A 15731-nucleotide genomic window follows, 5' to 3' on the forward strand; every position below is an offset into this window, starting at 1 on the left:
TCGGCAAGGGTCCAGCCAAGGGCATCCATGACGACTTCCATCGTGCCGCGTTGTCCGGAACCGGGGTTGCCGATGTTCACGCGCTTGCCTTGCAGATCCTCGAAATTGGTGATGCCTGCATTGGCACGCGCCACAACGGTGAACGGCTCGGGGTGCAGCGAAAACACGGCGCGCAGGTCTTCGAAGGCGCTGCCTTCAAATTCGGAACTGCCGTTATACGCGTGGAACTGCCAGTCGGACTGTGCAACGCCGAATTCCAGCTCGCCCGAGCGGATGGCGTTGATGTTGAAGATCGACCCACCGGTCGATTCCACGCCGCAACGGATGCCATGTTCGGCACGGTCACGGTTTACCAGGCGGCAGATCGCGCCGCCAGCAGGATAATAGACGCCGGTCACGCCGCCGGTCCCGATGGAAATGAAAGTATCCTGTGCCTGCACTGCACCACCCGTCATTGCAACGGCGGCGGCTGCTGCGGCCATCCAGTTCTTGTTCATAACCTTCTCCCTTTTAGGTTTGTATCATGGCCGTCAGACGACAGCCTGTTCTTCCGGCACCCGCATGTTGTGCAGGCATCCGGTCATGCGTCATTAGGGACAGATAAGTGGATTTTGTCAAATCGTTAACTGACAGAGGGGCTTGCACCTTTGCGTCCAAAGCGGCACCAAGCCTTATGACACAGACCCTTCTTTCCTTCGGTCACGGCTTCAGCGCGCGGGCCTTGGCGGACCTGCTGATCCCACGGGGCTGGCGGATCATCGGCACCACACGATCGGACGACAAGGCCGCGCGGCTGATGGCAGGCGGGGTTGACCCGCGCATCTGGCCCGGCGCCGATATGCGCCCGGCGCTGGATTGCGCGACGCATCTGCTGATTTCCGCGGCGCCTGACGAAAACGGCGACCCGGTGCTGGCGGAATTGCATGACGAAATCGCCCGGCGCGCGGGCCAGTTTACCTGGGTCGGATATCTGTCCACCACCGGCGTTTACGGCGACCATGGTGGCGGCTGGGTCGATGAAACCACCCCGCTGACCCCCGCCACCAGACGCGGCATCGCCCGCGTAAAGGCCGAAGCGGCATGGGCCGCGATCCCTGACCTGCCGCTGCACATCTTCCGGCTTGCCGGGATCTACGGGCCGGGACGTGGCCCTTTTGCCAAGGTGCGCGACGGATCGGCGCGGCGGATCATCAAGCCGGGTCAGGTTTTCAGCCGCACGCATGTCGCCGATATCGCGCAGGTGCTGGCGGCATCCATCGCGCGGCCCAATCCCGGCGGCATCTACAACGTCTGCGACGATGATCCTGCCCCGCCCGAGGATGTGATCGGCTATGCGGCCGAACTGCTTGGCCTGCCCTTGCCCCCTGCCGAGGATTTCGCAACGGCAGAGATGACCCCCATGGCGCGCAGTTTCTATGCCGAAAGCAAGAAGGTCAGCAATGACCGGATCAAGAACGAACTGGGTGTGAAACTGATCTATCCCGATTACCGCAGCGGGCTCAGGGCATTGCTGGCGCAGGAAAATAGCGCCTGACCACCCACGCGATCCCCGCAAAGACGAACAGCAGGATCAAGCCGGTCGCAAGGTTAACACCGTAAAACGTCAGACGGTCTGCAAATTCCAGATTGCTCAGAAACGGGTACGGCAGGCCGGATGTGACACTGCCCACGGGGCTGGCGTTCATCGGGCCGACCAGCATCTCGGCCCAGGTCAGATAGGTCACGATCACCCCTACCAGCCACGCCAGCGCCGGACCCAGACGGCGATAGCTGCGATGGATAAAAATCGTGTCGATCACCTGCAACGCCGGGCCGATCAGATGCAGATAGATCTCCAGATGCCAAGCCGCCAATTGCCCGTCAGGCGTCACCGATGCGGGGTCCCCGAAATAAAGCCGCCAATACAGGATCACCACCATCGTATTGATCACCGCCGTCATGCAAACAAACCCGTCCCAGCGTTTGTCGCTGCGGCCTTCCATCAAGGCCATCATCCGGCTGGCGGCAAAGAATGACATGAACAGGGCCCAGATCGTCAGAAACCGGAACGGACCGCCAAAGGCGTCGAACCCGCCCAGCACGATGGTGCGGATGCAATAGCCGGCGGCAAGCCCGAACACCATCCAACGGTAGATCACGACAGGTTTCAGGTTCATCCGCTCTCCTAGCATCTGCATGAACATCGCGGGGTTTTGTTGGTCTGGCAAGCCTGTGGGCCGCGACAGGACTTGCTGTCCCGCAGCGGAACGCGCATATCGGGCGGGCCTTTGGATATGGATGGAAAATGACCCTACGCGCCCGCATCGCTGCCTTTATGGACCGACCCGTCGTGGGGCAATTCATCGTCTGTGTGATCATCTTCAATGCAATCATTCTGGGGCTGGAAACATCCGCCACCGCCATGGCGCGCGCAGGCGGATTGATCCTCGCGTTGGACCGGCTGTGTCTGGCGATTTTTGTGGTGGAACTTGCGGCCAAGCTTTTCGCACAGGGGCCACGGTTTTTCCGTGGTGGCTGGAACATCTTTGATTTCATCATCGTCGGGATTTCGCTGATGCCCGGCACCGGCGGGCTGTCGGTGCTGCGCGCCTTGCGCATCCTGCGTGTGCTGCGGGTCATTTCCGTGGTGCCATCGCTACGCCGCGTGGTCGAAGGGTTCGTGACCGCCCTGCCCGGCATGGGGTCGGTGTTCCTGCTGATGGGGATCGTGTTTTACATCGGCGCGGTCATGGCGACGAAACTGTTCGGCGCGACCTTCCCTGAATGGTTCGGGACCCTGGGCGCATCGGGGTATTCCCTGTTCCAGATCATGACGCTGGAAAGCTGGTCGATGGGCATCGTCCGCCCGGTGATGGAGGTTTACCCCTACGCCTGGGCTTTTTTCATCCCGTTTATCATGATGACCACCTTCGCGGTGGTAAACTTGCTGGTCGGTCTGATCGTGAATTCGATGCAGGACGCCCATGCGGAAGAAGGGAATGCCGCAACGGATGCCTATCGGGATGAAGTGCTGAGCAAGCTGGCAGCGATTGAGAAAAGGTTGGATGAAGGGGGGAAGTAGCGTTGATGCCCCGCCCACCCGCTCCGATAACTCTTGCCGTCTGGCGTCGCTTTAGTGTTTATGGCGCCAGTTTGAATCAGGTCAGCCCTGCAGGCACCGGCCTTGTACCTCGGGTGGCGTGACTTCGCCGCTGACAGAAAGGAGCCCAGATGAGCTATGTTCAATTGGCCGCCGCTCTCGCAGACCGGAACAAAGCCCCTCATCCAGAAGAATCGCGCGATTTTATAGAGCAGGAACACGCCGCCGACCTTGCCAATTTTGTTGCCGAATGGCCACCGCAAGACGCTTGGCGCGTGCTGGATCTGTTGCCGACCTCACGGCAGGCAGATGTCTATGGTTACCTGCCGCGTGATCTTCAAGTGGAAATGGCCGATGCTGTCCCGCGCGACCGGTTGGCCCGTCTTGTGACAGAGATGAACGCGGATGAACGCGCCGATCTGTATAATGACCTGTCCGAAGAACAGCGGATGGCACTACTGCCTGCGCTTGCGCAGGCCGAGCGAGAAGATACTCGCAGGCTTGCCAGCTATCCGCAGGATACTGCGGGATCGATCATGACCTCGGACTACGCGGTGCTGACGGCTGATTTGTCGACCAATGACGCGTTGCAAAAACTGCGCAACGAAGCTTTGGATCAGGAAACGATCTATCGCACCTATGTTCTTGACGGCGCACGGCGGCTGATCGGGTCGGTGCGGTTGCAGGACCTGTTTCTGGCACCGACCAAGGCGCGCGTCAGCGATATAATGGAGCGGAACACCTATGCTGCCACGGTCACCGACGATCAGGAAGAGGTCGCAAAGCGTATCGCGCGTTACGACCTGCTGGCCTTGCCGGTCGTTGATACAGAGGGAAAGCTGGTCGGCATCGTCACGCACGATGATGCGCTTGATGTCATCGAAGAAGAGGCAACAGAGGATTTTCACCGCGTCGGCGCGTCCAAGATGGTGCGCAATATGCGCGACGCAAGCGTATTCATGCTCTATCGCGCGCGGATCGTCTGGCTGATCCTGCTGGTGTTTGGCAATATCTTTTCTGGGGCAGGGATCGCCTATTTCGAAGATACGATCACGGCTTATGTGGCGTTGGTGTTTTTCCTGCCGCTGTTGATCGACAGCGGCGGCAATGCTGGATCACAATCTGCCACGCTGATGGTGCGTTCGCTGGCCACGGGGCAGGTGCAGCTGAGTGACTGGCGCAAGATGATCGGCCGCGAGGTGCTGGTGGCCGCGCTGATGGGGGTAAGCATGGCAGCCGCCGTGTCTGTCATCGGCGTGTTCCGGGCCGGGCCGGAAATCGCGATTGTGGTTGCGCTCTCGATGGTTGTGATCGTTATTGTCGGCAGTGTGATCGGGATGCTGCTGCCATTCGTGCTGACCAAGCTAAATCTGGACCCGGCGACGGCAAGTGCGCCATTGGTCACATCGATTTCAGATGCGGCGGGGGTGCTGATCTATTTCGCGATCGCCACAGCGTTTCTGTTTCCGGCGATATAGAGGGCAGCGGGCGGCGCGTTCAGGCCCGCTTTCCCAACCGGGCCACGCCCATCACCTCCAGTACTTTCGCCTCGATATGCTCTGCATTCATCCCCGCCACGTCATACATCGCCTTGGGGCTGGCCTGATCGATGAACGTATCGGGCAGCACCATGGACCGGAACCGCAAGCCGTGGTCGAACACGCCTTCTTCCGCCAGCAATTGCGCGACGTGGGACCCGAAACCGCCGATAGCGCCTTCTTCGACGGTGATCAGGGCGTCGTGGTCGGCCGCCAGTTGCAGGATCATTTCGCGGTCCAGCGGTTTGGCGAAACGCGCGTCCGCCACCGTGGGATTGATGCCCTTGGCCTGCAACGCCTCGCAGGCTGTCGTGACCTCTGACAGCCTTGTGCCGAAGGACAGGATCGCGACCTGCGCGCCCTGGCGGATCATACGGCCCTTGCCAATTGCCAGCGGGGCGGCGTTTTCGGGGATTTCGACCCCCACACCTTCCCCGCGGGGAAAGCGAAACGCGATGGGACCATCGTCATAGGCGGCGGCAGTGGCGACCATACGGACCAGTTCGCCTTCATCCGCGGCGGCCATGACGACGAAACCGGGCAGATTGGCAAGAAACGCCACGTCGAAAGACCCGGCATGCGTCGCGCCATCGGCACCGACCAGCCCCGCGCGGTCAATCGCGAAACGCACCGGCAGCCGCTGGATTGCCACGTCATGCACGACCTGATCGTAACCGCGTTGCAAAAAGGTCGAATAGATCGCGCAGAACGGGCGCATCCCGCCAGCGGCCAAGGCGGCGCTGAAGGTGACGGCATGCTGTTCGGCAATGCCCACGTCAAAGCAGCGGCTGGCATAGCGTTCCATGAATTTCGACAACCCGGTGCCATCGGGCATGGCGGCGGTGACGGCACAGATACGGGGATCGCTGGCGGCATGTTTCAGCAGGCTTTCGGCGAACACGGAGGTATAGGACGGCGCATTGCTGGCCGCTTTGGCCTGCTTGCCAGTCACCATATCGAATTTCGCCGTGGCGTGGCCCTTGTCGCTGGCGCGTTCGGCGGGGGCATAGCCCTTGCCCTTTTTCGTGATCGCATGGATCAGGATCGGCCCATCGGCGCGGGCCTTGACCGTGCGCAGGACGGACAAAAGCTGGTCCATGTCATGCCCGTCAATCGGGCCGAGATAGGAAAACCCAAGCTGTTCGAACAATGTCCCACCGACGGTCATATGCTTAAGCAGATCCTTGGCGCGCTTGGCCCCTTCTCGGAACGGGCCGGGCAGCAGCGAAACGGCCCCCTTGGCGGCGGCCTTGAATTCCTGAAACGGTGCCCCGGCGTAAAGCTGTGACAGATAGGATGACATGGCGCCCACAGGCGGGGCGATCGACATTTCATTGTCGTTCAGGATCACGATGACCCGCTTGCCCAGATGGCCCGCGTTGTTCATCGCCTCATAGGCCATGCCGGCAGAGATCGCGCCATCACCGATGATCGCAATCGCGTCGCCCCCGTCACCGCCCAGATCGCGCGCCACGGCAAAGCCGAGCGCCGCCGAGATCGAAGTGCTGGAATGCGCCGCACCGAACGGGTCGTAGGGGCTTTCCGACCTTTTGGTGAAACCGGACAGCCCGCCTTCGGTGCGGATGGTGCGGATGCGGTCGCGCCGCCCGGTCAGGATCTTGTGCGGATAGGATTGATGCGACACATCCCAGATGATCTTGTCTTTGGGCGCATCGAAAACCGCATGCAACGCCACGGTCATTTCCACCACGCCAAGCCCCGCGCCCAGATGGCCACCCGTGACGGACACAGCCGAAATCGTCTCGACCCGCAATTCATCGGCTAACTGGCGTAATTGCTGATCTGACAGCGCTTTCATATCGGCGGGAAAGCGGATCTGATCCAAAAGCGGGGTGTTGGGTTGGTCTGACATTGGCGACCCTTCCTAATGCGTGCGCGCGGTCACGAAACGCGCGGCGTCTTTCAATGTGTCGGCGTTATGCCCATAGCCAGATAGCGCATCACAGGCCTGCGTGACCAGATCATCCGCGCGGCGTTTCGCCCCATCCAGCCCCAAAAGCGACACGAACGTGGCCTTGCCAGCCGCACTGTCCTTGCCCACGGCCTTGCCGACCACCGCGGCGTCACCGGTGACATCCAGCACATCATCGGCGATCTGAAACGCAAGGCCCAGGCAATCGCCATAGCGCTGCAATGGCGCGGTATCCCCGCCCGCGATGCGCGGCCCGACCAGGGCCGCCCATGATATCAGCGCCCCGGTCTTGCCCGCCTGAAGCGCGATGATCTGATCCAGCGTCAGCGGCACATTGGCGGTTTCTGCTGCGATATCCGCCGCCTGCCCGCCGACCATTCCACGCACACCAGCGGCCTGCGCCAGCGTGATGATCAGGTTGACCTTGGGGGTGTCCGCACAATCCAGCCCGCCCAGCAACTCAAACGCCAGCGCTTGCAAAGCATCGCCTGCCAGCACGGCTGTCGCCTCGTCCCAGCGTTTATGCACGGTGGGCTGGCCGCGGCGCAGATCGTCGTCATCCATGCAGGGCAGGTCATCATGGACCAGCGAATAGGCATGAATACATTCAATCGCCGCGGCTGCCTGCACCGCATCCACATCATGCAGGCGGGCCGTTTCCAAAGCAAGAAACGCGCGCAGCGCCTTGCCCCCGACAACGGCATAACGCATCGCATCCGGCACCGGGCCGGTGCGTCCGTCCAGTGCCAGACCGATCTGGTGTTGCGTGATCCGGGCCGCCTGCGCCAACGCATCAGGCAGCGACATGCGCGGCAGATCAGGCATCCAGCGGCGCAGTCCCGGTGGGCTGACCGTTTTCGCCCAAGGTGATGCGGGCGACCTTTTCCTCGGCTTCTTTCAGCTTGGCCTCGCAGCGGGCTTTCAACGCGGCCCCGCGTTCATAAAGCGCGATGGACTGATCCAGCGCGACATCGCCGCGCTCAAGCTGGCCGACAACGACCTCCAGCTCTTTGATCGCATCTTCGAAACTCATCTGGTCAACGTCGCTCATCGGCCTCTTTCCTCCAGAACCTTGACATGGGCCGCCGCAGAGGCGCCCAGCGCGGCCAAGTCATAACCGCCTTCCAGCGCCGATACCACCCGGCCCTGACAATGCGTATCCGCCAGATTGCACAGACGCTGTGTAACCCAAGCGAAATCATCGGTGGTCAGGTTCATCCCCGCCAGGGGGTCATCGGCATGGCCATCAAAACCGGCAGAGATGATCAGCAATTCCGGCGCAAAACCATCAACACGTGGCAGAACGACACGTTCCATCACGTCGCGGAACGCCTTGGACCCAGTGCCTTCGGGCAAGGGAACATTCAGCACATTGCCCACGCCGGTTTCATGCGCCGCCCCGGTGCCGGGATAAAGCGGCGCTTGATGGGTGGAACAGAACAGGATGCGCGCGTCATCCTCGACCAGATCCTGTGTGCCATTACCGTGGTGGACATCGAAATCCACGATGGCGACGCGCGTCAACCCGTGATGATCCAGCGCGTGTTTCGCCGCAATTGCGACATTCCCGAAAAAACAAAACCCCATCGCGGTTTCGCGTTCGGCATGATGCCCAGGTGGACGGATCGCGGCAAAGGCATTTGCGACCTCGCCCGCCAGCACCATATCGACCGCACGCACGACCGCGCCCACGCCGCGATAGGCTGCCTGCAAGGTGCCGACCGACATATGGGTATCGGCGTCCAGCGCGCGCCAGCCACTGTCAGGTGACGCCGCGTGCAAGGCGTCGATATGCCCCTTTGGGTGCGCGCGCAGCAGATCATCCTCTGCGGCCATCGGAGCCTTGACGCGCAAAAGGTCAAACCCGTCCAGTGCATGCAGAACAGCATCCAGCCGCGCCACCTGTTCAGGGTGACCGGGCGGGGTCACATGGCCATAGCAATCATCATGCGTAATCAAAGCGGTAGCCATTCTGACACCTTCTTATTTCCGGTAAATACTCTTGCGCGACGCGCATAAAAGTTCTTATTCCGGTGCCAGCATATAGCCCGACCCCCGGATCGTCTGCAGATAGCGCGGCTGTTTGGGATCTGTTTCGATCTTGCGACGCAACCGCGTGATCTGCACATCGACGGCGCGTTCCTGCGTCTGTCCACCGGACCGGCTCAGTTCCTCGACCAGCAGGCTGCGCGTCACAGCCTCGCCGGGACGGCCCGAGAAAATCCGCATTAACTGGCTTTCCGTGGCGGTAAGCCGGATCAGATCATCGCCATGCCACATCTCGCCACGTTCGATATCATAGCGCACGGGGCCCATATGCAGCACCTTGGGCAAGACCACCACGGGTTCTGCGGCGGGCACGCGGCGCAGGATGGCGTTGATGCGCAACAGCAGTTCCTTGGGCTCGAAGGGTTTGACCAGGTAATCATCCGCCCCCGCCTCCAGCCCGGTGATCCGCTCTGTGGTTTCACCCTTGGCGGTCAGCAGCATGATCGGGGTGGTCACGCTACGGCGCAGGTCGCGGCAGAGCGCCACGCCGTCTTCGCCCGGCATCATCACATCAAGCACGATCAGGTCAAATTCCAGCCCTGCCAGCACGCGCCGCGCATGCGCGGCGTCGCGCGCCGTGGTGACCAGAAACCCTGCGCGCATTAGGAATTTCTGCAACAGGCTGCGGATGCGGGCATCATCATCAACAATCAACAGGTGGGCAGCATCAGCATTCATTCGGTCTTGTCCTTCATCGCCTCATAATGGCGGCGGGTCTCGTCATCCATCATCGCCTCCAGCACTTGTCGGAAACCGACTACGGCGGCGGGGCCAGCGGCGCGGTAGGCGGCGCGCATCCGGTCGCGTTGGGCATCCGATAATTCACGTTCTAGTGCCGCACCGGCTGGTGTCAGGTGCAAATGACGTTCGCGCTTGTCCCTGCGGCCTACGCTGCTGACGACCAGACCATCCTCGATCAGACTGCGCAACACACGGTTCAGCGATTGTTTCGTAACGCCGAGCACCGACAAAAGGTTGTTGACCGTGGTGCCGGGGCTGCGCTGGATGAAATGGATCGCACGGTGATGAGCGCGGCCATATGATTTCTGCGCCAGTATACGATCGGGGTCAGCCGTGAAACCGCGATAGGCGAAAAACATCGCCTCGATCCCCTTGCGCAGCTGTTCATCTGTGAGGAACAACAGATTTTGCCCCATCTGGGGACGCGCACCTTCGGACATCCGGGCCTCCTTCATTTCGTCCGACAATACGTCAGCTTTATTGACATTCCAAGAATCGACTGTTAGCGATTTGACGAAATTGCGCAACTTTATATCCGAAACGGACCTGGTTGTGACATATATGCAAAGTGTGGAGGGTTTGATGGCCGGTGCATATGATGACCGAGACGGCAAGATCTGGCTGGATGGCCAGTTGGTGGAATGGCGCGACGCCAATGTGCATATCCTGACCCATGCCATGCATTACGCATCTTCCGTGTTCGAGGGCGAGCGGTGCTACAGCGGCAAGATATTCAAATCCCGCGAACATTCCGAACGCCTGATCAAGTCAGGACAGCTGATCGATTTCCAGATTCCCTATTCCGTGGATGAAATCGAAGCGGCGAAGCAGGCGGCGCTGGACGCCAATGGATTGACGGATGCCTATGTGCGCCCGGTCGCCTGGCGTGGATCGGGGGAGGATATGGGCGTTGCCGCAGCGCGCAACCCAGTCCATCTGGCCGTGGCTGTGTGGGAATGGGGCAATTATTATGGCGATGCGAAAACCCGCGGTGCCAAGCTCGACATCGCGAAATGGAAACGCCCCAGCCCGGAAACGGCCCCCAGTCAGGCCAAGGCGGCGGGTCTCTACATGATCGCCACCATGTCCAAACACGCGGCAGAGGCAAAGGGCTGTTCGGACGCCATGATGTTCGACTATCGCGGTTACGTGGCCGAGGCGACGGGCGCGAACATCTTTTTCGTCAAGGATGGCGAGGTGCACACACCCGCCGCTGATGCCTTCCTGAACGGGATCACACGCCAGACAGTGATCGGCATGCTGCGCGATAAAGGCATCATTGTGCATGAACGCGTCATCCTGCCCGAAGAGCTGGAAGGTTTTCAGCAATGCTGGCTGACCGGCACCGCAGCAGAGGTCACACCCGTGGGCCAGATCGGCGATTATAATTTCGAGGTGGGTACATTGACCCGCGATATCGCGGCGGATTACGAAAAGCTGGTCCGCGCCTGACGATCAAGGGCGCCCGTAGCGCCCTTGACACCTTTGCGGATCAGGCCGTTTTCTGCCGCGCGATCCGCAGAAATTCTGCTGCACGCTTACCCGGCGCTTTGTCGCGCGGGCGCTGTTGCAGATCAAGGCTGGCGGGACGCGGCAGAGTGTCCTTTTCCATCGCAATCACCCGCGACAGCCGCGAGTCAGAGCTTGTTCTGGCGTGATCAAGTGGATGTTTCATGTGATCCTCCTCTTGGTTACCGGATTGCTAACATAACAGATTCGCCCCATCGTTTCGCCCCCCATTTTGCTGGCCTCACGTCCCTGTGTTGCCTGTCGCCTTGCGTTGCTGGGCGCGTTGCAGGCCCAGCTTGCGCTCGCGCCAGATGATCAGGACACCAGCAAAGATCACGATACCGGCCCCGATCAGCATCGTTCCGGTGGGCACCTCGTCAAAGATGAAATAGCCGATCAGCAGGGCAAGGATCATCGACGTGTAATCGAATGGCGCCACCAGCGACGCATCGGCAAAGCGGTAGCTGGAGGTCAGGAAAATCTGCCCCAGCCCACCCAGAAGTCCCGCCATGATCAACAGCGCCGCCAGATCCCACCCCGGCATGGCCCAGCCCCAGGGGATGGTCAGCAGCGACAAGACCGACGATGTGATCGAAAACCACAGTACGATTGCCACGGTTGTTTCGGTCGCCACCAGTTTGCGCACAAGCACCTGCGCCAGCGCGGCCATGACCGCCCCCATCAGCACGACCATGGCGCCCAACGTTTCCGACGTGTTCAGCCCAGCCCCCACGGACAGGCGCGGCGACAGCACGACCAGCACGCCGACCATGCCAAGTGCCACCGCCGACAGCCGGAAGGCGCGCACATCTTCATTCAGGAACATGGCGGCAAAAATCACGACCAGCAGGGGGGCCGCATAGCCGATCGCCGTCACCTCTGGCAGGGGCAGCAGGCCAAGCCCCGCAAAGCCCAGCCCCATCGCCGATGTCCCGATCAACCCGCGCCAAAAATGGCCCATCGGGTTGTCGGTTTTCCAGCCATGGCGCAATTCGCCCCGCATGGCGAGCCAGACAAAGATGATCGGCAGGGCAAAGAAAGACCGGAAAAACACCGATTGGCCGGGTGGCACGGTATCTGACGCTGCCTTGATCAACGCGGCCATCGCCATAAACAGGCAGACGGAAATAATCTTGAAGACGATACCTCTGAGCGGTTGCATGATCATTCCCTTCCAGATGCGACATTATGGGTAGCCAGAATGACAGTGAAGCCCTATTCGCGATGGACATGGTGCCGCTAGGGTGGCCAGACACATAACAACAAAGAAAAGCGGATGACTGACCCAAAACTGACGACCGCCAACATGACCCCGCGCGACTGGGTGCAGGTGCTTGCAAAATATCGCGAACCCAATAGCTGGCGCAGCAGCTTTGAACTCGTCGTCAGTCTGGTGCCGTTTATCGTGCTCTGGGTGCTGGCGGTCTGGGTGGCGCAATACAGCTATTTGGGGGCTTTCGGGATTTCGGCGCTGAACGGGTTGTTTTTGCTGCGCCTGTTCTGCATCCAGCATGATTGCGGGCATGGGTCGTTTCTGGGCAACCGCAATGTCAGCGACTGGATCGGTCGGGCGTTGGGTGTGGTGACATTGACGCCCTATGATGTCTGGCGGCGGACCCATGCGATCCACCACAGTCATGCCGGCGATCTGGATCAGCGCGGCATCGGCGATGTGCATACCCTGACGGTCGAGGAATATCACCAGCGCACGCCCTTTGGCCGGTTGCTGTACCGCGCGTACCGGCACCCGTTGGTGATGTTCGGTCTGGGGCCGACCTATATCTTTTTCCTGCAGAACCGTATCCCGCTGGGGCGGATGCAGCGCGAAAGCAAATACTGGGTCAGCGCGATGGGGACCAACCTTGCAATGGTCACGATTTTGGCGCTGATCGTCTATGTCGGCGGCTTTGCGGCGCTGTTTCTGGTGTTTCTGCCCACGACGCTGATCGCGGCGTCAATCGGCGTCTGGCTGTTCTATGTTCAGCACCAGTTCGAGACGACGCAATGGGACAGTGCACCGGATTGGCAGATCCACGACGCCGCCCTGCATGGCAGTTCGCATTATGACCTGCCGCCGATCCTGCGCTGGTTCACCGCCAATATCGGTATCCACCATGTGCATCACCTTTACGCCCGCATCCCGTTCTATCGCCTCCCCGAAGTGTTGCGCGATCATCAGGACCTTGTCGATTGCAGCCGGATGACCTTGCTGGACAGTCTGAAATGCGCGAGCCTGAACCTGTGGGATGAAAAAACCCGGCGTCTGGTGTCCTTTGCCAATGCCCGGCGCAGCGCGGCCTAGGACAAGCGGCGGATCGCCCAGATGGCGGCATCGGCGACGACCGGGTCCGGATCTGTGGTCAGCGGTGAAAGGGGTTGTATCATCGCCTTGTCGCGGGAATTGCCCATCGCATAGGCGACATTGCGGACAAACCTGTCGCGCCCGATCCGTTTGATCGGTGATCCGGAAAACCGCGCGCGGAACGCGGCATCATCCAGCGCGGCCAGTTCCACCAAAGGCGGCGCGATCAGGTCGTCGCGCGCCGCCAGCCGTGCATCACGGCCAGAGGCGGCAAATTTGTTCCACGGACAGATCGCCAGACAATCATCGCAGCCATAGATCCGGTTACCCATCATGGCGCGCAGGTCCGGGTCCACCGGACCTTTGTGTTCGATCGTCAGATAGGAAATGCAACGGCGTGCGTCCAACCGGTAGGGGGCGGGAAACGCCTGCGTCGGGCAGATATCCAGACAGGCCGTGCAAGACCCGCAATGGCTGACCTCTGCTGTGTCAGGTTCCAGCTCCACAGTGGTGAAGATCGCACCCAGAAAGAACCAGTTCCCCAGATCGCGGCCGAGAAGGTTGGTGTGCTTTCCCTGCCAGCCCAGCCCCGCCGCCTGCGCCAGTGGCTTTTCCATCACCGGGGCGGTATCGACAAAAACCTTGATCTCGGCCCCCGGCACCTGATCGATCAGCCAGCGGCCCACGTGTTTCAGCCGCTTCTTTACTACATCATGATAATCCCGCCCCTGCGCATAAACGCTGATCGCCGCGCGGTCGCGTTCCTGCAGAACGGCCATCGGATCATGATCGGGGGTATAGGCTTCGGCCAGCATGATCACTGACTTCGCTTCTGGCCACAGCGCTGTGGGATCGCCGCGCCACGCCATCCGTTCAGCCATCCAGCCCATCTGCCCATGCATCCCGGCATCGACAAATTCCGCCAGCCGTGCTGCGGTTTCCGGCACGGCATCCGGGCGACAGATGCCAACCTTGGCAAAGCCTGCGTCACGGGCGAAAGCGATCAGACGGTCCTTCATCCGTCTTCCGAGCCTAGGCGCCCCGTGCGGCATGTTCGGTCAGGGGCAGGGGGGCAAAGCCCCGTCTTAAAAATCGAGATCCGCATAATGCGCCGCCGGTTGAAACCCCGGCACCTCATCGGCCAGCAGGGACCGGAAGGCGGGGCGGGATTTGATCTTGGCATACCAGTCCTTGACCACCTCGTGCCGATTCCAGTCGACATCGCTGGTGTAATCGACACAGGACAGATGCGCCGCTGCCGCGAAATCGGCCAATGTCATGTCATTCCCCGCCAGCCAACGGCGGTGTTCCAGCAGATGTGCCATGTAATCAAGGTGATATTTGATCGCCCGTGCGCCCGCCTTGACATTGGCACTGTCGGGATAGCCGCGGCCCATGACCTTGCGATAGACGCGTTCGCCGATCAGTTTGGACGTGACCTCTTCATAGAACTTATCGTCGAACCAGCCAGTCAGGCGGCGCACCTCGTACCGGGCGTCTGCGTCGCGGGGCAACAATGGGGGGTTCGGATGCACCTCTTCAAGATATTCGCAGATCGCGGCGCTGTCGGACAACATCTTGCCGTTCAGTTTCAGCACCGGCACCTGACCGGCAGGATTGCGGCGCAGAAAATCGGCACCCTGTTCCCAATAGCGTTCCTCGACCAGACCGACCTCGATCTTCTTTTCGGCAAGGCAAAGCCGGACTTTGCGCGAATAGGGGGACAGCGGGTAATGATACAGGATGTTCATGGCAAGCCTAGTTTGGATGATGGCACATCCATGCCGCAAGCGGCGCGCAGGTTCAATGGTTGCGTCATCTGAGGAAACAATCCGCGCGACCATCCGCTGCGATGGTTTGCGCACCGCTGATGATCTGCGCTGCCCGGTTGCGGGTGAAATTGCCGGGGTTGGACGCCGATCGTTCCTTGGGCGCAGGCAGGATCGCGGCCAGCCTTGCCGCCTGCGTCGCCGTCAGATCGGCGGCATCCACACCGAAATAATGCCGCGCCGCAGCCTGCACGCCAAACACGCCGTCGTCGAATTCCGCGACATTCAGGTAGATTTCCAGAATGCGCCGCTTGCTCCAGAATACTTCGGTCACAGGGGTCCAAAGCGCCTCGATCGTCTTGCGCGACCAGCTGCGCCCGTGCCAGAGGAACACGTTCTTGACCACCTGCTGGCTGATGGTGGAGGCACCACCGCGCCCGCGTTCCATCGCGGTGCGGATCGCGTTCACGTCAAGGCCCCAATGCAGGCAGAAATTGGCATCCTCGGCCGCGACGGCGGAGCGGGCCATGACCGGCGCGATGCGGTCCATCGGCACCCATTCGTGCTGCACGCCGCCCAACCTGCGGCCTTCGGCGAACATATAGGCATTGGTGGGCGGGTTGATCAGTGCGTAAAGCAGCGTCCAGAATAGCACAAAGCCCGCGATACCCGCCACAGCCCATAAGGCGACGCGCCGCGCTTTGCGAACAAGCGTCCGTAAGGGCCGTGGTTTTGCGGCCGCCTTGCGGGACCGGCGCTTGCGGGGTTTGGTGCTATCTGCCATCAGCCTCTATAGCCACAAGGCTGGATG

General features: G+C 60.9%; 18 protein-coding genes. 5 read left to right on the forward strand and 13 right to left on the reverse strand.

Annotated elements, in window-relative coordinates; translation table 11 throughout:
• The coding region (locus ACK4TM_RS08610) for a TAXI family TRAP transporter solute-binding subunit (RefSeq protein WP_409699739.1) at window positions 1-497 on the reverse strand (497 nt) is incomplete at its 3' end.
• Window positions 498-673: 176 nt separating this feature from the next.
• Between ACK4TM_RS08610 and ACK4TM_RS08615 the strand changes: the two genes are divergently transcribed.
• Entirely contained in the window at window positions 674-1534 is an 861-nt protein-coding gene (locus ACK4TM_RS08615) for an SDR family oxidoreductase (protein WP_409699742.1), read from the forward strand.
• On the opposite strand, the gene ACK4TM_RS08620 is transcribed toward ACK4TM_RS08615, so the two are convergent.
• Entirely contained in the window at window positions 1500-2207 is a 708-nt protein-coding gene (locus ACK4TM_RS08620; protein WP_409699745.1) for a hypothetical protein, read from the reverse strand. The genes ACK4TM_RS08615 and ACK4TM_RS08620 overlap by 35 nt on opposite strands.
• Before the next feature lie 77 nt (window positions 2208-2284).
• On the opposite strand from ACK4TM_RS08620, the gene ACK4TM_RS08625 reads away from it, so the two are divergent.
• Complete coding sequence (locus tag ACK4TM_RS08625; protein ID WP_409699748.1) at window positions 2285-3061, forward strand: ion transporter; 777 nt, start codon at window positions 2285-2287, stop codon at window positions 3059-3061.
• Between the two features lie 149 nt (window positions 3062-3210).
• Entirely contained in the window at window positions 3211-4557 is a 1347-nt protein-coding gene (mgtE, locus tag ACK4TM_RS08630; RefSeq protein ID WP_409699751.1) for a magnesium transporter, read from the forward strand.
• A gap of 19 nt (window positions 4558-4576) precedes the next feature.
• Here the strand turns inward: mgtE and dxs are convergent, their stop codons facing one another.
• Genes dxs through ACK4TM_RS08660 form a run of 6 tightly spaced genes read right to left on the reverse strand, consistent with a single transcriptional unit; the run spans window position 4577 to window position 9780 of the window.
• Window positions 4577-6490: a 1-deoxy-D-xylulose-5-phosphate synthase gene (dxs, locus tag ACK4TM_RS08635; RefSeq protein WP_409699754.1), complete on the reverse strand. Its 1914-nt coding sequence runs from the start codon at window positions 6488-6490 to the stop codon at window positions 4577-4579.
• Between the two features lie 12 nt (window positions 6491-6502).
• Window positions 6503-7375 carry a polyprenyl synthetase family protein gene (locus ACK4TM_RS08640; protein WP_409699757.1) on the reverse strand — a complete coding sequence of 291 codons (873 nt, stop codon included), beginning with the start codon at window positions 7373-7375 and terminating at the stop codon, window positions 6503-6505.
• A complete protein-coding gene (locus ACK4TM_RS08645; protein WP_322893103.1) occupies window positions 7368-7601 on the reverse strand; it encodes an exodeoxyribonuclease VII small subunit in 234 nt (77 codons plus the stop codon). The genes ACK4TM_RS08640 and ACK4TM_RS08645 overlap by 8 nt, the downstream gene beginning before the upstream one ends.
• A complete protein-coding gene (locus ACK4TM_RS08650) occupies window positions 7598-8521 on the reverse strand; it encodes a histone deacetylase family protein (RefSeq protein WP_409699761.1) in 924 nt (307 codons plus the stop codon). Before ACK4TM_RS08650 ends, ACK4TM_RS08645 begins: the two co-directional genes overlap by 4 nt.
• Window positions 8522-8575: 54 nt before the next feature.
• Window positions 8576-9277 carry a response regulator gene (locus ACK4TM_RS08655; protein ID WP_409699764.1) on the reverse strand — a complete coding sequence of 234 codons (702 nt, stop codon included), beginning with the start codon at window positions 9275-9277 and terminating at the stop codon, window positions 8576-8578.
• A complete protein-coding gene (locus tag ACK4TM_RS08660) occupies window positions 9274-9780 on the reverse strand; it encodes a MarR family winged helix-turn-helix transcriptional regulator (protein ID WP_409699767.1) in 507 nt (168 codons plus the stop codon). The genes ACK4TM_RS08655 and ACK4TM_RS08660 overlap by 4 nt, the downstream gene beginning before the upstream one ends.
• Window positions 9781-9922: 142 nt before the next feature.
• Between ACK4TM_RS08660 and ACK4TM_RS08665 the strand changes: the two genes are divergently transcribed.
• Window positions 9923-10792 (forward strand): branched-chain amino acid aminotransferase, encoded by an 870-nt coding sequence (locus tag ACK4TM_RS08665; protein WP_409699770.1) that lies wholly within the window; start codon window positions 9923-9925, stop codon window positions 10790-10792.
• A 40-nt stretch (window positions 10793-10832) separates the two neighbouring features.
• On the opposite strand, the gene ACK4TM_RS08670 is transcribed toward ACK4TM_RS08665, so the two are convergent.
• Both ACK4TM_RS08670 and ACK4TM_RS08675 read right to left on the reverse strand, forming a co-directional pair.
• On the reverse strand, window positions 10833-11015 hold the full coding sequence (locus tag ACK4TM_RS08670; RefSeq protein WP_409699773.1) for a hypothetical protein: 183 nt from the start codon (window positions 11013-11015) through the stop codon (window positions 10833-10835).
• Between the two features lie 75 nt (window positions 11016-11090).
• Window positions 11091-12011: a DMT family transporter gene (locus ACK4TM_RS08675; protein ID WP_409699777.1), complete on the reverse strand. Its 921-nt coding sequence runs from the start codon at window positions 12009-12011 to the stop codon at window positions 11091-11093.
• A 114-nt stretch (window positions 12012-12125) separates the two neighbouring features.
• Here ACK4TM_RS08675 and ACK4TM_RS08680 point away from each other — a divergent pair, with 114 nt between their 5' ends.
• The gene (locus ACK4TM_RS08680) at window positions 12126-13151 is read left to right on the forward strand and encodes a fatty acid desaturase (RefSeq protein WP_409699781.1); all 1026 of its coding nucleotides are present in this window, start codon (window positions 12126-12128) and stop codon (window positions 13149-13151) included.
• Here ACK4TM_RS08680 and queG read toward each other — a convergent pair.
• From queG to mtgA, 3 genes are all read right to left on the reverse strand, one after another.
• Window positions 13148-14170 (reverse strand): tRNA epoxyqueuosine(34) reductase QueG, encoded by a 1023-nt coding sequence (gene queG / locus ACK4TM_RS08685; protein WP_409699784.1) that lies wholly within the window; start codon window positions 14168-14170, stop codon window positions 13148-13150. The genes ACK4TM_RS08680 and queG overlap by 4 nt on opposite strands.
• A gap of 66 nt (window positions 14171-14236) precedes the next feature.
• A complete protein-coding gene (locus ACK4TM_RS08690; RefSeq protein ID WP_409699787.1) occupies window positions 14237-14902 on the reverse strand; it encodes a glutathione S-transferase family protein in 666 nt (221 codons plus the stop codon).
• Between the two features lie 64 nt (window positions 14903-14966).
• Window positions 14967-15704 (reverse strand): monofunctional biosynthetic peptidoglycan transglycosylase, encoded by a 738-nt coding sequence (mtgA, locus tag ACK4TM_RS08695; protein ID WP_409699790.1) that lies wholly within the window; start codon window positions 15702-15704, stop codon window positions 14967-14969.
• Window positions 15705-15731: the final 27 nt, after the last annotated feature.

It is taken from the genome of Yoonia sp. (assembly GCF_046292185.1).
Lineage (GTDB): Bacteria > Pseudomonadota > Alphaproteobacteria > Rhodobacterales > Rhodobacteraceae > Yoonia.

Coding starts and splice junctions, on each gene's coding strand:
- mgtE (WP_409699751.1), top strand. CDS start 3,211: ATGAGCTATGTTCAATTGGCCGCCGCTCTCGCAGACCGGAACAAAGCC.
- ACK4TM_RS08690 (WP_409699787.1), bottom strand. CDS start 14,902: ATGAACATCCTGTATCATTACCCGCTGTCCCCCTATTCGCGCAAAGTC.
- ACK4TM_RS08680 (WP_409699781.1), top strand. CDS start 12,126: ATGACTGACCCAAAACTGACGACCGCCAACATGACCCCGCGCGACTGG.
- ACK4TM_RS08670 (WP_409699773.1), bottom strand. CDS start 11,015: ATGAAACATCCACTTGATCACGCCAGAACAAGCTCTGACTCGCGGCTG.
- ACK4TM_RS08675 (WP_409699777.1), bottom strand. CDS start 12,011: ATGCAACCGCTCAGAGGTATCGTCTTCAAGATTATTTCCGTCTGCCTG.
- ACK4TM_RS08615 (WP_409699742.1), top strand. CDS start 674: ATGACACAGACCCTTCTTTCCTTCGGTCACGGCTTCAGCGCGCGGGCC.
- ACK4TM_RS08650 (WP_409699761.1), bottom strand. CDS start 8,521: ATGGCTACCGCTTTGATTACGCATGATGATTGCTATGGCCATGTGACC.
- ACK4TM_RS08655 (WP_409699764.1), bottom strand. CDS start 9,277: ATGAATGCTGATGCTGCCCACCTGTTGATTGTTGATGATGATGCCCGC.
- ACK4TM_RS08625 (WP_409699748.1), top strand. CDS start 2,285: ATGACCCTACGCGCCCGCATCGCTGCCTTTATGGACCGACCCGTCGTG.
- ACK4TM_RS08665 (WP_409699770.1), top strand. CDS start 9,923: ATGGCCGGTGCATATGATGACCGAGACGGCAAGATCTGGCTGGATGGC.
- mtgA (WP_409699790.1), bottom strand. CDS start 15,704: ATGGCAGATAGCACCAAACCCCGCAAGCGCCGGTCCCGCAAGGCGGCC.
- ACK4TM_RS08660 (WP_409699767.1), bottom strand. CDS start 9,780: ATGTCCGAAGGTGCGCGTCCCCAGATGGGGCAAAATCTGTTGTTCCTC.
- dxs (WP_409699754.1), bottom strand. CDS start 6,490: ATGTCAGACCAACCCAACACCCCGCTTTTGGATCAGATCCGCTTTCCC.
- ACK4TM_RS08640 (WP_409699757.1), bottom strand. CDS start 7,375: ATGCCTGATCTGCCGCGCATGTCGCTGCCTGATGCGTTGGCGCAGGCG.
- ACK4TM_RS08645 (WP_322893103.1), bottom strand. CDS start 7,601: ATGAGCGACGTTGACCAGATGAGTTTCGAAGATGCGATCAAAGAGCTG.
- queG (WP_409699784.1), bottom strand. CDS start 14,170: ATGAAGGACCGTCTGATCGCTTTCGCCCGTGACGCAGGCTTTGCCAAG.